The 23,792-nt window shown below is 33.6% G+C and carries 21 protein-coding genes and 1 tRNA gene; 10 read left to right on the top strand and 12 right to left on the bottom strand.

Going from position 1 to position 23,792, the window contains the following annotated elements:
- Window positions 1–7 precede the first annotated feature (7 nt).
- From kamB to NEF87_RS12915, 6 genes are all read left to right on the top strand, one after another.
- A complete protein-coding gene (gene kamB / locus NEF87_RS12940) occupies window positions 8–1,057 on the top strand; it encodes a lysine 5,6-aminomutase reactivase subunit KamB (protein ID WP_371801868.1) in 1,050 nt (349 codons plus the stop codon).
- A 1-nt stretch (window position 1,058) separates the two neighbouring features.
- Complete coding sequence (gene kamC, locus NEF87_RS12935; protein ID WP_457916152.1) at window positions 1,059–2,564, top strand: lysine 5,6-aminomutase reactivase ATPase KamC; 1,506 nt, start codon at window positions 1,059–1,061, stop codon at window positions 2,562–2,564.
- Window positions 2,548–4,131, top strand: coding sequence for a lysine 5,6-aminomutase subunit alpha (gene kamD / locus NEF87_RS12930; RefSeq protein ID WP_457916151.1), 1,584 nt, complete (start codon window positions 2,548–2,550; stop codon window positions 4,129–4,131). Before kamC ends, kamD begins: the two co-directional genes overlap by 17 nt.
- On the top strand, window positions 4,132–4,920 hold the full coding sequence (gene kamE, locus NEF87_RS12925; protein ID WP_457916150.1) for a lysine 5,6-aminomutase subunit beta: 789 nt from the start codon (window positions 4,132–4,134) through the stop codon (window positions 4,918–4,920).
- A gap of 62 nt (window positions 4,921–4,982) precedes the next feature.
- Complete coding sequence (locus tag NEF87_RS12920; RefSeq protein WP_457916149.1) at window positions 4,983–5,756, top strand: ADP-ribosylglycohydrolase family protein; 774 nt, start codon at window positions 4,983–4,985, stop codon at window positions 5,754–5,756.
- Window positions 5,757–5,806: 50 nt separating this feature from the next.
- Window positions 5,807–8,692: a cation-translocating P-type ATPase gene (locus NEF87_RS12915; protein WP_457916148.1), complete on the top strand. Its 2,886-nt coding sequence runs from the start codon at window positions 5,807–5,809 to the stop codon at window positions 8,690–8,692.
- Window positions 8,693–8,698: 6 nt separating this feature from the next.
- On the opposite strand, the gene NEF87_RS12910 is transcribed toward NEF87_RS12915, so the two are convergent.
- The 8 genes from NEF87_RS12910 to NEF87_RS12875 form a co-directional block, all read right to left on the bottom strand.
- A complete protein-coding gene (locus tag NEF87_RS12910; RefSeq protein WP_371801862.1) occupies window positions 8,699–8,926 on the bottom strand; it encodes a hypothetical protein in 228 nt (75 codons plus the stop codon).
- A gap of 251 nt (window positions 8,927–9,177) precedes the next feature.
- Entirely contained in the window at window positions 9,178–11,646 is a 2,469-nt protein-coding gene (locus NEF87_RS12905) for a M1 family metallopeptidase (protein ID WP_457916147.1), read from the bottom strand.
- An 84-nt stretch (window positions 11,647–11,730) separates the two neighbouring features.
- Window positions 11,731–12,600: a hypothetical protein gene (locus tag NEF87_RS12900; RefSeq protein ID WP_457916146.1), complete on the bottom strand. Its 870-nt coding sequence runs from the start codon at window positions 12,598–12,600 to the stop codon at window positions 11,731–11,733.
- Window positions 12,601–12,650: 50 nt separating this feature from the next.
- The gene (locus NEF87_RS12895; RefSeq protein WP_457916145.1) at window positions 12,651–13,016 is read right to left on the bottom strand and encodes an ArsR family transcriptional regulator; all 366 of its coding nucleotides are present in this window, start codon (window positions 13,014–13,016) and stop codon (window positions 12,651–12,653) included.
- 59 nt (window positions 13,017–13,075) lie between these two features.
- Entirely contained in the window at window positions 13,076–14,794 is a 1,719-nt protein-coding gene (locus NEF87_RS12890; RefSeq protein ID WP_457916144.1) for a hypothetical protein, read from the bottom strand.
- 19 nt (window positions 14,795–14,813) lie between these two features.
- On the bottom strand, window positions 14,814–15,611 hold the full coding sequence (locus tag NEF87_RS12885; RefSeq protein ID WP_457916143.1) for an ABC transporter ATP-binding protein: 798 nt from the start codon (window positions 15,609–15,611) through the stop codon (window positions 14,814–14,816).
- A 44-nt stretch (window positions 15,612–15,655) separates the two neighbouring features.
- Entirely contained in the window at window positions 15,656–16,420 is a 765-nt protein-coding gene (locus tag NEF87_RS12880) for a CPBP family intramembrane glutamic endopeptidase (RefSeq protein ID WP_457916142.1), read from the bottom strand.
- Window positions 16,410–16,640: a hypothetical protein gene (locus NEF87_RS12875; protein ID WP_457916141.1), complete on the bottom strand. Its 231-nt coding sequence runs from the start codon at window positions 16,638–16,640 to the stop codon at window positions 16,410–16,412. The genes NEF87_RS12880 and NEF87_RS12875 overlap by 11 nt, the downstream gene beginning before the upstream one ends.
- Before the next feature lie 472 nt (window positions 16,641–17,112).
- Here NEF87_RS12875 and NEF87_RS12870 point away from each other — a divergent pair, with 472 nt between their 5' ends.
- A complete protein-coding gene (locus NEF87_RS12870) occupies window positions 17,113–18,243 on the top strand; it encodes an LVIVD repeat-containing protein (RefSeq protein ID WP_457916140.1) in 1,131 nt (376 codons plus the stop codon).
- 48 nt (window positions 18,244–18,291) lie between these two features.
- Here NEF87_RS12870 and NEF87_RS12865 read toward each other — a convergent pair whose 3' ends face one another.
- From NEF87_RS12865 to NEF87_RS12850, 4 genes are all read right to left on the bottom strand, one after another.
- The gene (locus tag NEF87_RS12865; RefSeq protein ID WP_457916139.1) at window positions 18,292–19,026 is read right to left on the bottom strand and encodes a hypothetical protein; all 735 of its coding nucleotides are present in this window, start codon (window positions 19,024–19,026) and stop codon (window positions 18,292–18,294) included.
- 86 nt (window positions 19,027–19,112) lie between these two features.
- Window positions 19,113–19,188, bottom strand: a tRNA-Val gene (locus tag NEF87_RS12860).
- Window positions 19,189–19,301: 113 nt separating this feature from the next.
- On the bottom strand, window positions 19,302–19,592 hold the full coding sequence (locus NEF87_RS12855; protein WP_457916138.1) for a hypothetical protein: 291 nt from the start codon (window positions 19,590–19,592) through the stop codon (window positions 19,302–19,304).
- On the bottom strand, window positions 19,585–20,388 hold the full coding sequence (locus NEF87_RS12850) for a hypothetical protein (RefSeq protein ID WP_457916137.1): 804 nt from the start codon (window positions 20,386–20,388) through the stop codon (window positions 19,585–19,587). The genes NEF87_RS12855 and NEF87_RS12850 overlap by 8 nt, the downstream gene beginning before the upstream one ends.
- A gap of 146 nt (window positions 20,389–20,534) precedes the next feature.
- On the opposite strand from NEF87_RS12850, the gene NEF87_RS12845 reads away from it, so the two are divergent.
- The 3 genes from NEF87_RS12845 to NEF87_RS12835 all read left to right on the top strand — a co-directional run bounded on the left by NEF87_RS12845 (window position 20,535) and on the right by NEF87_RS12835 (window position 23,669).
- Window positions 20,535–21,374, top strand: coding sequence for a hypothetical protein (locus tag NEF87_RS12845; protein ID WP_457916136.1), 840 nt, complete (start codon window positions 20,535–20,537; stop codon window positions 21,372–21,374).
- 121 nt (window positions 21,375–21,495) lie between these two features.
- A complete protein-coding gene (locus tag NEF87_RS12840) occupies window positions 21,496–22,218 on the top strand; it encodes a hypothetical protein (protein ID WP_457916135.1) in 723 nt (240 codons plus the stop codon).
- 140 nt (window positions 22,219–22,358) lie between these two features.
- Entirely contained in the window at window positions 22,359–23,669 is a 1,311-nt protein-coding gene (locus tag NEF87_RS12835) for a hypothetical protein (protein ID WP_457916134.1), read from the top strand.
- Window positions 23,670–23,792: the final 123 nt, after the last annotated feature.

Below are 23,792 nucleotides of genomic sequence, written 5' to 3'. Positions count from 1 at the left end.
GAAAACTATGAGTTCAAGAAATACCTTAGAAAACTTTGAAGTTGATCGAATAATCCAACAGCTTGTTCATTATCAAACAGTTTCAATAATTGGTATGGAAAAAAATGTGGGGAAAACAACCACTCTGAATTTTATAATTTCACGAATACGCACCCGTTACAAATTAGGGTTAACTTCCATCGGAAGAGATGGAGAAACCATAGATGTTGTTACGGCTACCGCTAAACCCCGTATTTATATTGAAAAAGGAACAATTATCGCTACTGCTAAACAATGTGTAGAGCAAAGTGATATCACCAAAGAAATTCTTGCAAATACTTGTATTGGAACTCCACTGGGAGAAATCATTATTGTTCGAGCTTTAAGTGATGGATATATTGAGATTGCTGGTCCCTCGCAAACCGAATATCTGTCACAAATCTGTAATGAATTACTTAAATTAGGCTGTGAACTTGTTTTAGTGGATGGTGCTTTAAGCCGGAAAACGTTTGCTGCCCCTTCAATCACTGATGCCACAATTCTCGCAACTGGGGCGAGTCTTTCAAGAAATATGGATGCCGTTTCTGAAATGACTGCTCATACCGTGAGATTGCTCTCCTTTGATAAGTTAAAAAATCCCCATATTATGAAATTGACTGAACAGATCTCTCGAGTTGGGATTATTGATAAGAATGAGATCGTAAAAAATCTTCAGATGACTACTGCTTTAGATTCTGAACTTGAGATAATCAATTCTTTATCCAAAGATATGCAATATTTAGTTATCAAAGGTGCTGTAAGTGATAATTTGCTCATCAGATTAATGGAAAACTCTCTTTTATATAAAGAATTTACACTGTTGGTGGCAGATGGTACAAAATTATTTTTATCAAAGGATATATTGTATCAATATGAAAAAACAGGAGGTAAAATTTTAGTTCTTTCCCCCATTAAGATTTTATGCCTAACTGCTAATCCGTTTTCACCTCTTGGATATGAATTTGATCCGAAGCAATTCCTTTCGACTTTAAGATGTAAAATATCCCTACCAATTTTTGATCTAGTTGGAGGTAATTAAAATGATAGGGCTAACTCAAGAGAATTTGGATACTATTGGATTTACTTTTCTTCTTAACAAGCTGGATACTTTAACTCCCTTTGGGAAAGAATTGAAAAATAATTTACGGAGGTTCTCCCCTTCTGAAAAGGAGCTTCTAATAACAGAACTTTCAAATATTGGATGTCTTTGTAGTTCAATTCAAAAAAATAGTTCAATCCATAAAAAAATTGACTATATTCTTCCAAAATTAAGAGATATCCGACGATCCTTATTAAATCTTCAAGAAACGAAAATATTGGATGAAGTTGAGATTTTTGAATTAAAGAAATTTGCCATGGATTTTGAGGATTTTTCTTCGAAAGTGCAAAGTTTGCACCTATCCCTACCCGAAATGGATTTTACTTCCTTTAAACAAGTAATTTCTTTATTAGATCCAAATCAGACAAATATTCCTACTTTTTATCTTTATGATTCTTATTCTGATTCCCTTCAGAAAATTCGTGAAAGGAAGAGATCACTTGAAACTAAAATCTTTCAAACGCAAGATTCGGAGTTAATAAAACAACTTAAGGAAGAACGATTAGATGTAGTGATATTAGAACGCGAAGAAGAACTTAATGTTAAAAAATCCCTTTCCTTTCAACTTCGGCAATACACTACCCTATATTTGGACAATATTACCAAATTAGGACTTTTTGATTTTTGGATCTCCAAAGCGAAACTTGCTTTAGAATTTGGGGGGGTTAAACCTCAGATTTCTTCAAATCAGGGTATTAAAATTAAAAGATCTATAAATCCTTATGTTCAATCGATTTTAAATCAATCAGAAAAGCAATTTACACCGATATCAATTGATCTCGATTTGGGAGTGACGATTATCACTGGCGCAAATATGGGAGGAAAAACAGTTTCCTTGCAAACTCTCTTCCTAAATGTACTGCTTGCTCATTATGGATTTTTTGTATTTGCAAAATCTGTTCAAATCCCCTTGTTTGATAATCTATATTTTGTTTCTGATGATATGCAAGATGTTTCTGCAGGTTTGTCCACTTTTGGAGCTGAGATAATTACTGTTAATCAAATAATTTCTTCTCTTCCCAAAAAATTTTCCTTCATAGTAATGGATGAATTTGCCCGAGGAACAAATCCGTCAGAAGGAACAATTTTAATCAAGGCTTTAACCCAGTATTTAAACTCCCAAAATGCAATTTCTCTTATAACTACACACTATGAAGGTATTTCTAATAAAAAATTCGCACATTATCAAGTGATGGGACTAAAAAATGTCGATTTTCTTTCCCTAAAACACAAAATTGACCTTCAATCCTCTCAAAAATATACATCTATTCAAATTATTCAAGAACATATGGATTATCGTTTGGAACGCGTTCAACATGACAGCATTGTTCCTAAGGATGCTCTTAATATAGCTATTTTGCTTGGATTAACTGATAACATTGTAAAATACGCGAAAAATCAATACAATCAAATGGAAAAAAATGATCAATATGACAACTCAGAATGACAGTAAATTGCATCTAAAATTTGCAATTGTGAAAGAAGCCCGAAATTCTGCCCGGAAAATCGCAAGTGAAATGCAAAATTTCATTGATCAACATACTACTGTGTCCGTTGAGCGGACTGTATGTCGATTAATGGGCATTGATGGCATAAATGATTTTGAAGTTCCTTTACCAAATGTTGTGGTGGAAAATATCAAACAAGGAAATGGATTAGGAACTGGTGCTGCTTATTTCATTGGAAACGCAATGCTTGAAACGAAATTATCTCCTCAAGAAATAGCTGAAAAAGTAAGCCAAAAGGAAATAGACTTAACCAAATTGCCTCCCCATGATACTTTCGAGATAAGGTTAGCCATCCAAGATGTAGTTAAGCATAACTTGGAATTAATCAAAGAAAATCGTTCTAAAAGGAATCAAATGCTTGAGAAATATGGAGATAAATCTGGACCATTTATTTATGTTATTGTAGCGACAGGAAACATCTATGAGGATATTACTCAAGCTCAAGCCGCTGCTAAACAAGGTGCTGATGTAATTGCAGTTATCCGAACTACAGGACAATCTCTCTTAGATTATGTTCCATATGGGGCAACTACTGAAGGATTTGGTGGAACATATGCTACACAAGAAAATTTTAGAATCATGCGAAAAGCTTTGGATGAAACTGGGGAAGAATTAGGGCGCTATATTCGCTTAACTAATTATTGTTCGGGACTATGTATGCCAGAAATTGCAGCAATGGGTGCTTTTGAACGTCTAGATATGATGTTAAATGATGCCTTATATGGTATTCTTTTTCGGGATATCAATATGAAACGCACTATGATCGATCAATATTTCTCACGTATGATTAATGCCTATGCAGGTGTAATAATTAATACTGGAGAAGATAATTACTTAACTACTTCCGATGCCTTCGAAGAAGCCCATACTGTCTTAACCTCTCAATTTATCAATGAGCAATTTGCTAAACTTGCTGGACTTCAAGAAAATCAAATGGGGTTAGGTCATGCTTTTGAAATGAACCCCAACATAAAAAATGGTTTTCTTTACGAATTGGCTCAAGCCCAAATGGCTCGAGAAATCTTTCCAAATGCACCATTAAAGTATATGCCTCCCACAAAATTTATGACAGGGAATATTTTCAAAGGTCATATCCAAGATACTTTGTTTAATGCCATCACAATTATGACCAATCAAAAAATTTGTCTTTTAGGTATGTTAACGGAAGCGATTCACACACCATTTATGCAGGATCGCGCCTTAGCAATTGAGAATGCAAAGTATATTTTTAATAATATGGCTGATTTGGGCTCAGAAATTTCTTTCAAAGAAGGGGGAATTATGGAACAACGCGTCAAGAAAGTTTTATCAGAAGCAAACGCCTTAATTAAGGAGATTGAGTTGCAAGGTTTATTTGAAGCGTTATCCCAAGGAAAATTTGCTGGTGTGAAACGACCCATTGATGGTGGAAAAGGTCTTGATGGAGTTGCTTTGCGCGAAAAGGAATATTTCAATCCTTTCATGGAACAAATGGCTAGAGAATTGAATATTGGAGGCGAAAATTAAATGGGTGGCGGATTATATTCTTCAAAAAAACATAATTTTGATACACATCTCGATTTAAGTAAGTTAAAACCCTACGGGGATACAATGAACGATGGTAAAGTGCAGTTAAGTTTCACATTACCGATACCAGATGGCGATAAAGCGGTTGAAGTTGCTCGACAATATACTGAGAAATTAGGGTTCCTTGAACCGGATGTAGTTTATCACGAAGCATTGGATAAGGAATTCACCTTTTTCGTTGTCTATGGAAGTGCTATTCCTTCTATTGATTATAATGCCATTAAAGTTCAAGCTATTGAAGTAGAAACCATGAGCATGAAAGAAACAGATGAATATATTAAAAATAATATCAAACGAAATGTAGTTGTTGTAGGGGCTACTACTGGAACTGATGCTCACACAGTTGGAATTGATGCAATCATGAACATGAAAGGTTATATGGGGCATTATGGCTTAGAACGCTATTCTATGGTTGATGCTTATAATCTTGGGGCTCAAGTTCCTAATGAAGAATTTATTAGAAAGGCTATTGAGTTGAAAGCAGATGTTATGTTAGTATCCCAGACAGTCACACAAAAAGGGGTTCATATTCAAAACCTTACTGAACTTGTGGAATTGATTGAAGCAGAAGGAATTCGAGATAAAGTTGTTTTAATTGCTGGAGGTCCCCGTTTAACTAATGATCTTGCTAAGGAGTTAGGATTTGATGCAGGATTTGGTCCTGGGAAGTACGCGGATGCAGTTGCCTCTTTTATGGTAGAAGAAATTGTGAAACGCAATTTAATTTAGAATGCTAACATTCAAACTTTTTTTAAGCTTTTTTTCCTAATTAATGATATGAGGGATTTATTTTGATTGGAGCGATTTTTGGAGATATTGTTGGCTCTCTATATGAATGGAATAATATTAAAACAACCAATTTTGAAATATTTAATCCGGAAGCTTTTTTTACAGATGATTCTGTGCTAACAATTGCTCTTGCAGAATCTATTCTCTCGGGAACTGATTACGTTAAGAATTTAAGGAAATTCTATAAATTATATCCAGACGAAAGTTATGGAACGAGTTTTCGACACTGGGCAGCTTTAGAACATAGCGAACCCTATAATTCATGGGGAAATGGATCTGCTATGCGAGTCTCGCCCATTGGATTTGTTTATAACACAATTGAATCAGTACTTATGGAAGCAAAAAAATCTGCAGAAGTAACTCACAATCATGAAGAAGGTATCAAAGGGGCTCAAGCAACGGCCATTTCAATTTATTTTGCAAGAATTGGGAAATCAAAAAAATATATTAAAGATTTTATAGAATCTCATTTCGGATATGATTTGTCAATTTCACTTGACTCAATTCGGCCTTCTTATAAGTTTGATGTGTCTTGTCAAGGTACAGTTCCACCCGCGATTCGAGCATTTTTAGAGTCTGATAATTTTCTCCATTCAATTCGTCTTGCTGTTTCACTTGGTGGGGATAGTGACACACTTGCTTGTATTACTGGTGGCATTGCTCATGCGTACTATGGAACATTAGATAAGAAAATTACAGACTATCTTTATCAAAAATTAGATTCTTTCTTGACTCAAATTACAAAGAATTTTTGTTCTAAATTTGATTGTTTTTGAGAAATTCTGAATATAAATTTTTTTACGATATAACAAATTACATTCTTAATGTGGAAAATAAATTTCTTTGGGCTTATGAATTAGATGAAATTTTTCAAGAATTTCAAACAGATCCAAAAAAAGGTTTGACCGATGAAAAAGCTCAACAATTATTACTAAGCAATGGATTGAATGAGCTTCCTAAAGCCAAACAATCTTTTTTAAGAGTTTATCTCGCTCCTTTGTTTAATTGGTTAATCATAATTTATTTGATTGCTGCAGTAATAATGTTTGTTGCTGGAAAGATTTCAGGGGAGTCTGATATGAAAATGATTTATATCACTTTAGCAATTGTAGGGCTAAATTGTTTAGTTGCAATTTTTCAGCAGGCCAGAGCCACAAAAAAGTTGAATGCATTACGCGAATTATCTGCCCCCTCAACGAGAGTGATTCGCAGTGGTCAAAAACAAGAAATATTCTCAAAAAAAATTTGTGTGGGAGATCTACTTGTTCTAAGTCCGGGAGATCGCATTCCTGCAGATGCTCGAATTATTCAATCTGCCAATTTACGTGTGAATGAAGCGTCTCTTACAGGAGAAAGTGAACCAGTAAAAAAAAATAATGGAAAACCTTTGAAAAATACCCCTCTTCACCTTCAAAATCAAGAAAATATCTTATTTTATGGAACTTTTATAACTACGGGCACCGGTTTTGCTATTGTAATCAAAACTGGCATTGATACTGAAATAGGAAAAATTTCTCAAGGATTAGAATCAGCGAATTCTAATGAAATTCCCATCCGTACTAAATTAAATAATATTGGAAAATGGTTCGGTATTGGGGTTATCCTCGCTTGGTTAATCGTTCTTATCGTTTTATGGCTCTCCACAGGAGAATTAAAAATCATAGAGAGTCTAAACTCCGCCATGGATATTATGCCAATTAATATTCCCCTTTTAACTACCATCGTCATGTTAACGGGGGTATTAAAAATGGCTGAGCATGGTGTAATCATCCGTAATTTAACATCTGTTGATTCTCTAGGTCGAGTATCGGTAATATGTTCCGATAAGACTGGAACATTAACAAAAAGTCAAATGTGTGTTCAACATGTCTGGACACGGGGATCTCGGTTCAAAGTTACTGGAAGTGGGTATAATCCTGAAGGAGAAATCTTTTTAGTAGATAATCCCACCATTCCTGAAAAAGTAACCGATATCCAAAAATTTCCTCATCTTGAAATGCTTTTAACAGCGGGGGCATTAAACAACAATGCCTCTTTAATCAAGCATGAATTTGAATTAGATAAAAATAAAAAGAAGAGATCTCAGTCCGATTGGAAAGTGATTGGTAATCCTACTGAAGGAGCACTGAAAGCTTTGTATTCTAAAATTAATGATCCTCAAAAACTTGATAAGTTTGAAGAAGTCATGGAATTCCCTTTTTCATCACAAGCCAAAAGAATGAGTAAAATCTATAAAGATGAGACAGGTGACCATTTTATCTTCACTAAGGGAGCAAGTGAGGTCTTAATGTATATTTGTGACAAAATGCTTGCCGAAAATAATGAAGCTGTTGATTTTATTATTGAAATGAAGTTAATCGTAATGAATACAATAAATGAATATGCTCGACAAGGATACCGCGTATTAAGCTTAGCTTATCGACCAATTGATGAGATTCCCTCCGATACTGAAGAAGGACGTGAACTTGCAGAGTCAGATTTAGTTTATATTGGATTTGTGGCTATCATGGATCCTCCCCGTGATGATGTGAAAGACGCCGTTGAAAGATGTCATAGTGCTGGGGTGGATGTAGTTATGATTACAGGTGATTCTTTAAATACAGCTATAGCAATTGGCTCCCAAATTTCGATAATTACTGATAAACGTCATTCTGCGATGGAAGGAAATCAAATCGATGATGAGAAAAATTTCGAAAACATTAACGATGTCCGTGTTTTTGCTCGAGTGTCGCCTACACATAAACAAACAATCGTGGAAAGGTATCAAAATGAAGGAAGAGTCGTCGCTATGACAGGAGATGGGGTGAATGATGCCCTTGCCTTAAATATGGCAGATGCAGGGGTCGCTATGGGGATTCAAGGAACGGATGTTGCAAAAGAAGCCGCTGATATGGTTATTTCTGATGATTCTTTTAGTTCTATTGTTGAAGGGATTCATCGTGGACGAGGCATTTTTGCCAATATTAGATCTGTTGTCTTTTTCTTCATCTGTATCAATCTTTTCGAAGGAATTGTTCAATTTATATTATACGTTATTTTGGGTAAACCCTATTTCTTAACTTCTGCATTTACCTACCAGTGGGTGTATCTATCTCTAACTATGCACATGTTTCCCGGGTTGATTTTAACTTTTGATAGCGTCTCCAAAGATGTTATGGAAGAGGCTCCACGAGATTCTGAAGAAATTATTTCAAACAAATTTTTAATATTGATGGGAATTTATGGATGTTTACTCGCAGTTAGCATGTTATTGACTTATTTTTATGGGACTATTCTTTCTCCTGTGCGGGATTCCAACAATAGTTTTGGTAATTTCAATTCGTTCTACCTTTTTACTGAATCTACCCGTTATCTATCTGAAGGCGTGGATCCAACAATTGCAAAAACATTGACTATGCTAATGACAACCTTATTCCTTTGTGAATGTACCCTCGCTCTTCAAATTCGAAGACCTAACAAATCATTAGCAAAAAGTATTAAAGATGATGGAAATCCATTCATGTTTATTGTCGTGGGGATACTACTGGTAGTATATTTAGCAATCCTCTATATTCCTGGATTGCAAGTATTCCTGGCGAAAAATGGCCTTAATTTTCAATTTATGGTGCTCAACATTGTAGATTGGTCCATTTGTATCTTCTTCTCTTTCATTTGCATAGGAACTTTTGAATTGGTAAAATTGATAAGTAGGAAAAAAGGAATTAAATTTTAGTTCTCGTTAAAATTTACGGTCCATTAAAGGTATTACTCTATTTTTTTTTAAAAACCATGTTTCTATTTCCAATTCTTGTTCCTGATCAATAGTATCCTTCATTTGGGAGTGAATATACAATCGAGGAACTGCTAATTTTTTTTGATATTTTGGAAATTCGATAAACGCACGCTTTTTCTGAACATCCCGAATTATCCCCACTAATCGGGTATGGGTATTTCCGTATGGCATCATTATAGGTATCACTCACTCTTTTTTATTTCGTAGTTTGATGTTGTGTTTGCTTGGTATTAAAGAAATTTGTTATGACGTAAATAACAACTAAATTTCATTTGATCAATCAATAATTTAAACCTTTGCAACATTACGACAATTTCCGACAATATCACATAACCGCTGGTAGTTAAGCAATCAATATTTTTTATTAAAACAATAATATAAAAAGAAGTAAAGATAAAAAAAAGGATTTTTCTATTTCATTCGTTTCAATGGATTCTGGAATAAATCTCCAGCATTTCTAAACCCATTTTGGCTGTTGCATCAAACATTGGAAATTCTTTCACTTTCTCAGAGATGAATTTTTTAACATCTTCTTCATGACCGATTCCAGCGTACCTTGTGATCATTGGAATCGCCATCCCCACATGGAAAATGGGCATTCCACCTTGTATTGTTTTGAAATTATCCTTAAACCATTGCCACAACCATGGAATTGCAGATTTATTTCCTGCTATAGTCGCTAAAACTTGCACCCGATTTTTAGGAGGTACTTGATCAAACCCAAGTTTTAAGAATTCTTCCAAATTTTCACGTTTGTCAGAGCTTCCTAAAGATGAAAGAGCAGATAGTTTCTGCATTTCTGGTGTTTCCTGTGAAACCAACATTTTAAGTAAATAAGCTTTTCCTTCAGGAACTGCTACCGATCCTATTTGAAGAACACTTCCCAATATATCTGGATGTACGGTTTCTCCAGCAAGTAACGCTTTGAATTTCTTGACTCCAAACTTGATCACTTTCTCAGAACCAAATTTAAAGAGCAACCAAAGTAAGCTATTTCTTAAACTAGCTCCTTGGAGTGAATCATCTATTTTCGGCTCATATCCTAATAATTCAAGTTTTCGTTCAAATAGTGAGATTCCAAATTTCTTAATTCTTTCAACAAACTCTTCCTTGATGTTATAGAGTGTACCAAGATTTCGCGCGATGTCAATTAAGACCAAATCATCTTCTTCTGTTCCGAAATATTTCTCTAAAATATCTAAATACTGTGCAATTGTATAGTCACCCTTCTTAACGAAGGCAAATAAATCATTTTCAATCCCGAAGCGATCCATATGAGGCATTTTTTTAGAAGAAATTTGTTTTCCTTGCAATTCTAAAATACTATCTGAATATTTGACTCGATAGAAACTATCTTGATCTGCATTCAATTTCAGTGCATGAATTCCTTCAGGAAGTGTAATTTTTTTTGTTTTCTCATCCAAAATGACTTTCTCCCGCTGAATTTCTCCCAATTCATTATAATATTGGATATTCAGTGGAATTAACCATTTTGAATTTTCCTCATTTGGTAAATATGTAAAGCGTTCTTGAGTTAAAGTACATTCTTTTTCATTGCGTTCCACGGTAATCATTGGGAACCCACGTTGATGAACCCATGAATCTGCAAATTCTTTAATTGGTTCTTGTGTCGCTTTTTCAAAAGCCTCCCAATATTCCTCAGAATTTGCACATTCAAATTCATATTTCTTCAAGAAGTAATTCACACCGGTTTTAAATTTCTCTGCACCTAAATATCCCACGAGCATACGAATAATGGCAGCTCCTTTGTTGTAAATGATCGGTGCTGTGGAAAAATCAATATTTGCTTCTTCATCTCCTGGTAATTCTACAGGAATGGTGTCAACTAATGAATCTCGTTCGAGTCCATCGAGGGTGGAGCTGAGGGTAAATTGATCCCATAATTTCCATTCAGGATAATAAGCATTCGGAACTGCAACTGTGAAATAAGATGCAAAGGATTCATTTAACCATATGTATTTCCAATCTTTTGGGCTTACTAAATCTCCAAACCACATATGGGCTGTTTCATGGGCAATCACGTCTGCTATTCTGCTAAGTTGCGGTATAGATGTTTTTCCTGGATATACTAAAAGAGCATTTTCTCGGAAGGTTATGGCTCCATAGTTTTCCATCGCTCCAAAAGCAAAGTCGGAAACAGCAATGTAATCACATTTTTTAATAGGAAAAGGGATTCCCGTGTAATCCTCTAACCAATCCATTGATTTTCTTCCAAATTCCAACCCAAATTGCCCATATTCTATTTTATCTGGAACTGCTACTGCGCGAATATGTGGTAATTTTGAATTATCTTCGATAAAACTATAATCTCCCACTCCAAAAAATAAAAGGTAGGTGCTCATTCTTGGTGTTTGCTCGAAAATAATTAATTTCTTCCCATTTTCTAGTGATTTTTCTTCTTTAATGGGTGTATTTGCAATACCTTTTAGATTTTCATCGATCACAAATTCTATATCAAAAGTTGCTTTTTTTGATGGGTGATCAAATCCAGGGAAAGCTTGTCGAGCTTCTCGTTCTTCAAATTGAGTCACTGCATTATATTTGACACCATCTTTTGTTTCATATCGACTCCGATAAAATCCCAGCATATTGGCGTTAATAATACCATGGTAATTGATTTCAATTTGGATTTCTCCTTGTTTAGGTTCCTTGAAATTGATCATTAACTGGTCTTTTTCTGGATTTAGCATAAAGGAGCATTTTTCTTTTTTTTCCTTCTTTAATAGTTTGCATGAAAAAATACCCAGCTCTTTCGCATTGAGCGAAATTTCATTCAATTCTTTCTCCGAAGTAAAACTGATGGTTGTAGTTCCTTGAAAGATGAAAGTTTCTAAATTTGGTTCTAAATGTAGTTTGTAATGCAAGTTTTGCATAATAATCACTTTCTAAAAATATCTCTAGTTAGGCGAATATCCAACCGATAAAAAGTTTTTAGATTTAAAATCAAAAAAAAGTGTTTAAAAGAGAGTTTTAATTGTAATTCCGTCATCCATTTCGGTAAAACTGTTGTAAACCCGTGTAGCCACTAAGTTCCACATAGGATTTACTATTGAGTATCCAAATAAAGTTGCTAATATCATAAATACTGTAGTAATTATGGTTGGAGAGCCATCGAAATAATTAAGATTTGAAAAATACACCGAACTTAAGATTCCAATCGGTAAATTTAAGATCAGATAGATAAGTCCCATTGAAGAAACGACCCGTTTAAAGTGATTGCGCAATATTGCAAAGTTCTCTTTAAAGCATTTAATAAAAGAACCTTGGGCGGTTAGTGAAGGAAATGTCAGAAAGAAAATAGTATTGGTAGCGAAAGTCAAAAGATGGACACTGAAAAAATACAGAAACTGTTGAAGCAAGCTCATATTTGAAATTGGAATAGCCGGAAAAATGGTCAAAAATACACTTATATTCGAAATTAAAGCTAAAACAATGTATTGCCACCAAAATTTTTGGAAATAGAGAAATCCACTTTTTGCTTCCGCAAATCCATCCCCCGAAGACATAATATCGTAAGCCAATCCATAACCTGACCCGAAAAATCCCCAAAGAATGATTAATTCGATAGGTAACATAAAATAGGTGATTAGGGTAGTATATAGCTCATCATATACTATGGAACTATCATACATATTTAAAAGGACAATCAAAACAATTACTGTAACAAAAATCATACATAAGAAGGTCGCTCCAAGGGAAAAAGATGCAATTCCTAAGAACGCTTTAATATTTTGTTTCAATGATCGCCAGCTAACCTTAATATCGGTCACTGAAGGGTTTTCCGTTTGGTTTGGAATTATCGAATTGGGTAATGGAGTTGTACTCATAAATTTTAACCTTGTATATTTTATTATAAATATTCTTTTAAGATAAATTTCTATTTTTCCTGAGGGGGCCAAATGAATTGAAATCGAAATTGACGGGCAGTAGCACGATAATATTTCAACTTGATTCGAAATTCATTAACCACAATTTTGGATGGAGTTACCAATCCCCCTTCCACAAGATCACTCAAATGACGTTTCACCGTGCCAGGATTCCATCCTGTTTCTTTGCTCATGTCCATTATTGTTTTTTCTTCATGTAATAGTAATTCCAAAAGTAACTTCTTTTTATCATGTTTGATTAATGAAATCGCTTCTAAATTATCGATAACTAATTCAGATGCGGGAATAAAGGGTGTGGACGGGTCTAAATTTGCTAATTTATTTTCTTTTCCCGAAGCATTTTTTTCCGTCGTCATTTACACACCAAAGTTTGAATAAATTTAAAAAAGGTATATTTTCAAATAAACTTGTTTGTCTATTGAAAGATTTTTGCGCGAGGGAACATCCTATTAAAGATATAATAGAAAATTGCTCCAATTACTATTTCAGAAGATAATAGAGTCGAAACAAAGATCCAGAGATCCACTTCAGAGATAAATACTCCAACTAGAATAGAAATAAACACTCCAAAAACTAAACAAATCGCCCCTATTCCAATCATTTTACTTGCTTTATTCTCCAAATGTACTTCTTCTAATACATATTTATATTTCAATTTTCCAAAAAAGCGAACTCTCAAAAGGAAAACCAAAACAATACTCAATAATGGAATAGGTAGAATTGCAAAGTAAATAAAGTACCAATTTTCCACTGGGTTTGTGAAAATGAGGAAGATTCCAGGAATTATAACTGAAAATATACAGACAGTAAACATTATTTGCAATTTTCCCTTCGCTTGATCTCGTGGAATTATTGGTAAGGTTGCTGTAATAGTTGCTCCCGAATTTTCGAGGTTAAATAAACCAACAGTTTGCATAAATGCACCCATCATTCCATAAAGGATGAATATTGTACTAAATGCTGAAAATGAATCTCCTGATTCATCATTCATTGTTAATCCTACTATGTACCCAAGAGTCGGTAAAATTGCTGGCATTAATAGCATCATCAAAGATTGAAAATCCCGCCCTACCATTTGGATATCTTTCGATCGATAAGATTGCAACGGAGAAATTATTGTTAGTTGAACATCTTTTACAGTACTTTCCTTTAATTCTTCTCCTTTTCGGGTTTCTTTGGCATAAACTATATCTGTGAGAACTTTTGAGGCTTTTTTGACTAAATAGATGTCTAATAGTAAAAATACTCCTAATCCTAGAAATGATGAAATAATTGAGATTGTCGGTATTTTGCTAAATCCTATTAATGCTCCAGTTAATAATGAACCGCCACTTAGTGGAAATGGTATCCATGAAATGATTTGATTCAATGAAAGAACAATTTCCATATTTACAATTTCTTTTTCAAACAGTGGTTCTATTGCTGGCATGATATTCTGAAATCCTAAGACCGCAATGAAAGTAACCACCATGTATATTATATAGTAGGCTATTTGAATAGTTCGATTCTTTTTAGAATTGGCATCTGCACTTTTTACCAGATTAGTAAATTTTTTACCTAAGATGATCAACATCGAAAAAGCAAACAAGGTGTTTAATCCAGAAATAAAAATACTCGCAATAAATACTAATATGTTTTGAGTCACAATAATTGTTGCGATTGGAAATACTAACATTAAGGCTATTAGTGGAGCATCAACTCCACGGAAGAATGTCCATATACAGATTTTTCCCATCTCATCCTTCTTAACTGGTAAGGTTGAAAGCCATTTGAAAACATCTCCGGAGAATAATCCAGTTATATAAAAGAGACCAAACATCAACATATATAATACTTGAACCAAGAAATAAGCTCCCATAACTGTACTTCCCAAGAAATAGGCCCATGAATCATAACCCAAATCGATGGCTGTGTTAATATTCATAAAAACTGTGATTGGGAGAAAAATAAGAAGGGATACATATACAACCATGATTATTTTGGTTATAATATTCATGGTTTTCAAATAATTTTTATTTTTTTCCATCTTCTCCATTATAGTATTCAAATTTGCCCCTGCCATATTCAATTGGCTTTGTAAATAGGCTTCATTGTAAGAATATTTCGAGATTTGATAGAGCTGTTTGTTATTCATTCTGATTTTCACTCTTCTATTAATATATAGTTGCGCGTAATTTTTCAACGATATGATTTATGGATTCATCTTGATCAGTTAATTTCAAGAAAATATCTTCCAAATCCATCTTTTCGTCTAACATGTTTGCACGTTGTCGTAACTCTGCAACAGTTCCTTGAGCTACAACTTGACCCTTGTTTATTATCGCTATTTCATCACATAAGTCTTCTGCAATTTCCATGATGTGGGTTGAAAATAAAACTGATCCTCCCCGTTGTGTATGTAATTCTAAAATTTCCTTCACAACTTTTACTGATTTCGCATCTAAACCTGATAACGGCTCATCCATGATCAATAGAGCAGGATCATGCATTAAAGCGGCAATTATTTGAATTTTTTGTTTATTTCCTCGGGATAAGGTAGAAATTAGTCGCTCATAATACTCGATTGCACTCAATCCTTCCAAATATTCCGCCAATTTTTGGGTAACTTTTTCTCCATCTAATTTTCGGATAGAAGCGATGAAGTTGAATAATTCTTTAGGTGTTAGAGATTTATAAATTAATGGTTCTTCAGATACATAACCAATACGATTTTTCAGTTCAATCTCATCTCGTTCGGGGTGTAATCCTAAAATTGAGATTTCTCCCTCATCAGGTTCCAAGAGTCCTAACAGCATTTTAACCGTTGTTGTCTTTCCCGCTCCATTTGGACCTAATAATCCAAAAATTTTTCCTCGTTTAATTTCAAGTGACAATCCATCAACAGCGTGAACATTTTCAAAAGATTTTGATAAATGATCAACTTTTAAGAGTACCTCTTCGTTTGTGGCCATTTTATTTTTCCTACGTTGCTTTTATTTTTTCTCAATAAAAAAAATCACATCAAGTAGGTTTGAATTAACATCCCTACCATGGTGGAAATAAAATTAATTAACATGTGAAGTAAAATTGAAATGTAAATTGATTTGCTTTTTTCATATACTCCTGCGATAATTAGTCCTAACATGAATGCATAAACTATAGCTATAGGATCTCCATGTATTAATCCAAAGCAGGCCGAACTAATTATGGCTGCAATCCAGAAACTACTACGTTTTCGTAGGGATGTAAATAGATATCCCCGGAAAAATAGTTCTTCAGCGATGGGTACTAGAATTGATGCTGTAAGAACTCCAATCGCAAGATTTCCTCCCCCCATCACAATTTCTGCTCGAACTTCATTGGGTTGAACGGGTAAAATACTTACCATCACTACAGAGATAATAATGGAGGCAATATATGACAAAATTGCAATTCCAAACGTTCTAGCGATCCACTTTATCCCGCCAAATTGGACAGGTTTTGCTTTAACATCTTCCCAAGTCAGTCGTTTTGTCATGATTCCAAAAGCTATCAAACCTCCACCCCAGACTACCAATGCAGTAAAACCCGTAAGCAGCGTAAATCCCGTCATTCCAAGCCAATTCACTACTGGGTCATAGGTTAAATTTTGAATAACTAAAAAAATGCCTGCCACAATCACAGTTATAAGAAGTGTCAACCAAATGGGATTACTTTTTTTGGAGATACGAATATCTTCCCGACCATCCTTATCCCAAATAGTCTCGAGTGTCACTACACTAGTATCATTTTTAGATTCCATTTTGCTCTTCTCCAAGGTTAGTTACATCAAGGATTTCGGTTGATTGTTTGATTATTAATGCTGAAATGCCCGATGAGGATACAATCAACGATCCTGCCATTAAAATTAAAAAATAATTCGGTCCCGATATTAAACCTACAATTAAATCGAAGATTGCTGTGCAAAACATGAAAATAAGCAAATTTCGATAAACTTTTCTCGATATTTTTGGGTTTGCCATTAGTTTTCTTCCTTTATATCACTGATTTTGATAAATTTGAATCATTATTAGAATTGAGACCATTGAAACATTTTCTTGCTTTTTCCATTTTTTGCAAGGGTCTTATTTTTATTTAAAAACTCCGACTATATAAATATTTTCTTTTTCTATTTTTTGCAAAAAGAAAATAAACGGTCTAGTGCTTTCTTGATTATTTTCCATAAATTGAAAAATGAGTTTGGTCTTGCTTTTGCTTTTCAAATTTAATCTTCCTTTTAATATAAACAAATCGTTAAGTGATTCTTCAGAAAAATGGAATCAATGAATTTTGCTAAAATTTTGCTCTTTGATCATTTTACTCCCTTAAACTCAGTAAAAAATTTCTAGAAGCGAGAATAAATATATCAAAAATTATGGACTAAAATTCAGAAGAAATGAAAAATATTTATAAATGAAAAATCCATGACTATTGTAAGAATAAGGAAGTGCTAGCATGGAAGCTTATAAAAAAAAATTATTAATCACTTTTTCAATCGTCTTAGTCCTCCTCTCTGGAGGATTAGGGATTTATTTTCAGATTTCTACTACTCGGATATGGTACGACACAACCGAAGAAATGTATTTAGATGTTGGTCGTGATGATGGGGTCAAAGTTTCGCTTCATAATGATATTGCCTTCATTTCATATGAATTGTATGGATTTAAGGTCTATAATTTTAGTGATTCAAATAATCCCGAACTGATTAATCAGGTAAATGTCCCCAATACGTATGTAACTGATCATTTTCTGGTGAATCATACATATTATCTTCTTAATTACAAAAATCTTTCGATCTATGATGTTACTGATCCCATTAATATTGTAGAAATTGGTCATTATGACCGGGAAAGCATGATCTGTGGGATATATGTTAACGAGGGAATTGCATATTTAAATACTCGGGAGTCATTTCTCATTTTGAATGTGAGCGACCCTTCACATATTCAAAAGCTATCAGAAACACCAATCCTATTAATTGATCAAAATGAACGTGGAATTGCATATCAAGATGGAATTGTATTTTTAGCCAGCTATGGGCAAGGTGTAGTTATTTATGATGTCGAAGATCCAACTTCTCCTCAATTAGTCTCGCAAGTGGATGATTATGGTTATATAAGTATAATTGATGAAGCTCGTACCGTATCTGTTTCAAATGATTTGATGTTTGTTTCGGATGGAATTCATGGGATGGTTATTTTTAATATTAGCGATTTAACCAATATATACAGAATTAGTGTATTTTCAAATAGTATTCCTCGATCTGTTTTAATGGAAGATTCCACTCTTTATATCGCCGACTATTTCGCTGGGTTGAAAACTCTGGATATTAGCAATCTTCCGAGTGTTATTGAACAGTGTGACTTCGTTGATCGACGAGGTATGCGCTCAATTCTTCCATTTGGGGATGATGTATTAATCTTAGGTAAAGGGGGGCTTTCCATTGTAAATACAGCTCGAGGTGAAGGAAGAAATCCTGCCCAAGTTAGCTATATCAGGCAAATAATCCCCGGTGTTTATGAAATTGCAGGTATCTCTATGTTAGTGATATATTTATTAACCAAATTGAAGAAAGCCAATATCTAATTTTTTTTCTTTCACCTTTTTTTACTCTAATTCTTTATCAAAATTTACTTAATTCAAACACCGAGTCCATTTCGATCTATATTTTGCGTAATTCTTTTGTTTTTTTTGCTGTTTTCGCAATCGACGCTGTTTTCCTGATTCGAAACGAGTAAAATTATCCACAAATTGGTATATCTCTTCTTCTTGGATTTCTTGAAAATCCATTTTCAGGTTTTGATTCGGTTTTCTTTTATTCCACTTATCCGGGGTTCTGAACTTTTTCTGATATACTCTCCCGAGTTCTCGGAGTATGTTTTCTGATAGTAAAAATGTAATTGATGGATTTAAAGAAAACATTTGCATAATTTCTTTTTGATCATGTTGTCGTTGTTCCATAAAATGCAATACTATGTTCGTGTCTAATAACAGCATGCTATCTGCTGGTAGGTCATGTACATCTTCAGGTAAAAATGCAGCATAATCGAGATATTGGTGAATCCCATAGGTTAAGTGATAGTCCCGTGAAATTACCCCCCAACCGCGATTTTCTGCAGCTAAATATGCCAGCAACCAATCATCATAAGAAAAATCCAATTCGCGATAGGGGTTTTGTTCTTGTAAATAACCATAGTGCAAACGATAGAGATTATCTTTCTTAGACGGAATAGTAAATAAGTAGAGATTTGCAATTATATCCTTGGGAACGTGCAACTTTTGTAAGAAATTTACTGCTTCAGGATCATTTTGGAGTGTTTGGATACAATGACATTCGGATAAATCACATTGCAAATCTGTTAGTTCCATCACTATCAAATGATAGTTCTTCCTGAACTTTTTAAAAGTCGATTTTTTTTTGAAAAAGTCCTAATTCTAAAAATTTTAAAGAAAAATGGTGGGCCGTCCCGGGATTGAACCGGGGACTTCCACGGTGTAAGCGTGGCGTTATAACCACTAAACCAACAGCCCTTTAAAATACAATTGATATCAATGAAATATCCATTTTATTTTTTTCGATTCAATACTTTGTATTTAATCCAAAATGAGATTTTGAAAAAAAAAAACTTTCCACCTAACTCCCTTTAAGCTTGATTCATGGTAAATAAAGATTGGTTGCGGGTAACCTCCTTCATTGTAGCAGTGATGGCGTCAGATAATGTGGTCACCTTTAAAATCATTAGTTTTTGTTGTAATTCTCCTTGTAAAACTTGTTTAAGTTTATCTGGTGTGAGATTATCAACCCCCTCGGTCCCATATTCTTTTTTTAAGGCTAAACGTAAGAAACCGCAGATAGCGCCACTTTTTTCTGGTTTACCTAATTGCTGAGCTAAAAAATTACCAAAATGAACAATCAAATTCAATGGGTTAAACATCCTCCATGAGTTGCTTCATTAGTTCTTCTTCAGTAAGATCTTCATCAACATTTTGGTTACTATTTTTGGGTTGAAAATCGCGATTGAAATAGGCTTTCAACTTGGGAGGCATGATCCAACCAATTAGCTGAGTGGCTCCAAAAAATATACTGACAATTAACAGTAAAATGCCTACAATTATACCTTGTGGACTTGTGTATCCTGTCCCATCCATCGGTAACAGAAAAACAAATAGATCTTGCAAGAGAAAAACTAGGGCTCCTATCCCTAAAATGAAATAACGTTTCTGGATCCAGGGTTCAATGTCTTCCATTTTTCTCTGATTGGAATAAGTTGAGAGTGATGAATAGGCAAGCCATCCGGTACCTATTGTAAATTCTCCCCGAACCGCGAATTGAAAGATATAATAATAGATTCTACTCTCATCTGTCAGTGGAGAAGCAAGTGGTGTGGTGAAATTATAATTCCACCGTGCAATACAGTCTATTAAACGTAATAGTATAACTGCACCTATAAAAATAGTACCCAATCTCTTGCGACCTTTATAAAATGTTGTATAGGTAAATATTGTCATTAGAATAAAACAAGTATTCACGACAATATTTATTAAGAAAGAAGGTGCTTTGAGAAAAATAAGAATAAAATCTACTACAAAACCAATGAAAGCAAACCCTAAAACACGTAAGTTAAGGAGTTTAGTTCTAATACTTCTGTAAAATAGAAATATCCCTATTAATAAAAGACTTGATATGTAGATCAGCGCGAGAATGATGATTACAATTGGTGTGTCAGCCATGAAAATCCTCCAAATATTTTAAGATACATTATTCTTCAAAAATGCGTGTTAGTAGATAAAATTAGATTGTGAAAAAAATTTTGAAATCTTTTCTATAAACCTTTGGAGAGATTTATCACAAATACTTAAGTTCCCCTTAGTTCTATGTGAAACAAACCCCATTCGAAAAATCCTCTTTTTTCGATTCCTATAAAACATCAGAACATTCAATTGATCATATTCAGAAGATGGCTTTAGAACATGCATTTGGGGGGGTTGCTTTATTCCATTTTGACGGAACTATTCTCTATACAAATCGGAATTTTCGTATGATGACTGGATTTCCAGATATTTATGATTTTTCAGTGACTAAAATTCAGAATATTCTTAAATCTGAAAAAGGTTTTGACCATCTGTTTAAGTACTTGAAGGAAGATGGTTATTGGATTGGAGAAATGGAAGTGTGCGGTGAGATGGGCGTGATTAACATTTTACACTGCGTTTCTAATATTGTTTATGATGATCAATATAATCCAATATGTATTTACGCTTCTATGACAGAAAGGATGGAGTATCATGCTTTTAAGGAGATTACAGTACAAGCGGAAGAACTATCTTCTCAAAATCAAAACTTAGCAACAGCATGCACCGAACTGGACCAAAAAAATTTAAACCTGCAATTAAAGATCTACGATTTAATAAACCAAATTGATCCTGGGCAATCCGACTATGAAATTCTTGATGGGCCTGCTCTTCAAAAAATGATAAGCCCTCGATCAACAATCGCCGCATTACATCAAGAATTACAACACACAAAAGCCCAAGTGAAGGAACTAACAGGATATCTGCCAATATGTTCTGAATGTAAAAAAATTAGAGATGACCGAGGATCATGGACCCAAATTGAACAGTATATTAGAAATCATTCCGAAGCGGAATTTTCCCATAGTATTTGCCCAGAATGTGCTGAACGATTGTACGGAGATTTACTCAAGGATGAAAAATGATATATTTCAAACCAAAACTTTTCATTTAATTAAAAGAAAAAATTATTCTTGAAAATTGTAATATTTAGAAAAATTCTTGTAAAAGTTACAATTTATATATAATTCATGCAGAAATAAACATATGATTCAACAATTAACTAATCCACAAATCCAAACTTTTGTTTTTAACGGAATCATAATTATTTTATTCGTTATTTTTAGTTATTTTCTCCTTAAACGTAATAGAAATCGCCTTTCCATGTCCCTCACTTTATATTTCTTAACAATTTCAGTGGGGTTGATTCTGAATATTATTTATCGGGCAATTGATGAAGAGACAGTAAATATTGTTCTTAATATTTTTACCATATATTTCACCACTTTAGCAGGAGTACAACTGCTTAATTTTGTGTTAAATTTGTATTTTTCATCTCAAATTCACACTTTGAAACGACAATTGATATATACAATAATTTATGCTGTTGCTCTTTTAGGGTTACCAATAATTGGGATCATTTTTGATCAGGTTAGTTGGGGTCCTATTGCTGGTGTGCCCATTTACGAGTTTTCTTTTGGTTTTTATGGATTGATTTGTTCCCAAATAATCTTCGTCTTTATAATTTATTATGCAATGAAAATAAAAACTAAAATGGGCGCTAATAAGTATAGTACAAAGTTCATGCGAAGTATAGTCGGTATCTTATGTTTCGATTTACAATTGATCGGCGCATACCTCGCGCATACATTTGGTGGAGATAGTACTGATTCTCCGATGCGATTGATTGGATTAATATTTCAATTGATCTTTATTCTTCCTGGGGCATTTCTATTGTATTTTGGATTGAAGAAGGAACCTGAAAACTAATTTTTTTCCATAATACTCCATTTTTCTTTTTCTTTATTATTTTATTACATAGCATGGTCACTGATACAATTCTGTATTTTCATTTAAATCCTAAGAAAAATAGGAAATTATTTTATCCCGAGTTGATATAATATTAACTGATGATCCATTGGTCAATTGATGAGCTCCATCGAATTCGACAATCTCACGAAGAGAAGCATAAAAACATACACATTATTGACATTATTAACGGAAAGATATTTGATTTCGACTCGATCTTTGAAACTGAGCAAGAGGCGAATGAGAAAATCCAAAAAGATATTGAAAACTTAATTAAGGAAACTTATGATTCTTTTGGTGGTCATATTAAATTTGATCAAGGTACAATTTTTTGCGCTTTTTATCATAAAAAGAAGAAGGATATAGTAGGAACTATAGCACTTTATCAGTTTAGTAAAAGAAACGTTGAATATATTGAAGTGGGATTGTCACTTATATCAAAGAAATATAGAAAAAAAGGATTCCAATCCGTTGAAGCTCGTCGAATTCGAGAATATGCTTTTTTCTTTCTCAAACAAGGTAATCCATTTTACATATCTGCGCGAATGGCATCAGCTGCGACTCAATTACAAGTTCATAGAGGTCAACTTCCAGATACAACTGGAAAAATTGTGAATGTGGCTTATCCAAAAGGATTTGTTCCATTTTATATTGCAAATAAGAATAAAAAAGGGAATTATTTATTAGAATTTGGCTTATTTTATGATGCTTGGCCAACTTTGGGGCAAATCGTTGAAAAGACAGTATATCTTCCCTCTATTGTCCAAGATTTAGGCTTCCATATCTTTAATTCTGAATTTCATAAGGATTTAAATCCTAAATATCAAAATGTTTCGATTTTTTCGGAGAAAAATATCGTTATTAAAGAAAAAACTTACGATTGGAATCATTTAAAGCAATTTACTAAAATATATGGAAATTTAAAAACGAAAAAGCGAATCAATTCTAGTAAAAATTCCAAATTTACCTTTTCTCTTTATGCCGCTCCTGATCTTAACAATATGGCCGTAGCAATTGAGTCTGTATCATCTCTTGACTTTCTTACGGATATTAATGTTGATTCTATGAAATCTGTTAATATAACACTCCAGATTTCCGATTTTTCGACACAAGACTCCATGATAGCAAACAATTGCATCATTCAAAAGTTGATAGAACATAAATTCGTTCCCACCTGTGTTTATGATATAAAATTTAAAGGTCAAAGAATACGGGTTGCCCTATTTGCAAAATGGCAAAATATTGCTATGCAAGAATATTTTGAATTTCTTCATTACTATCACACCGATTTCGACATTTTTCGCCATGATTGTGAAGTTCAAAACATGTATTGGAATCCCCAGATAGAAATAATGACTGAAGAGAAAATTGTTGGAAAAATTTTAGTCGATAGGTTTAAAACAATTTTGTAGGATTCGTGAGTTTTTCTAAAAAGCTTTATATTATTTTTTAATATACATAGTTACCATACTATATTTATTGAATGTTAATATTCCAATGATATCTATTCCCAAATGTAATCAATAACTTGTAAC

This window comes from Candidatus Lokiarchaeum ossiferum, from assembly GCA_025839675.1.
In the GTDB taxonomy this organism is placed as follows: Archaea; Asgardarchaeota; Lokiarchaeia; order Sigyniarchaeales; family Promethearchaeaceae; genus Lokiarchaeum; species Lokiarchaeum ossiferum.
This window is presented reverse-complemented; position numbering and strand designations above follow the sequence as displayed.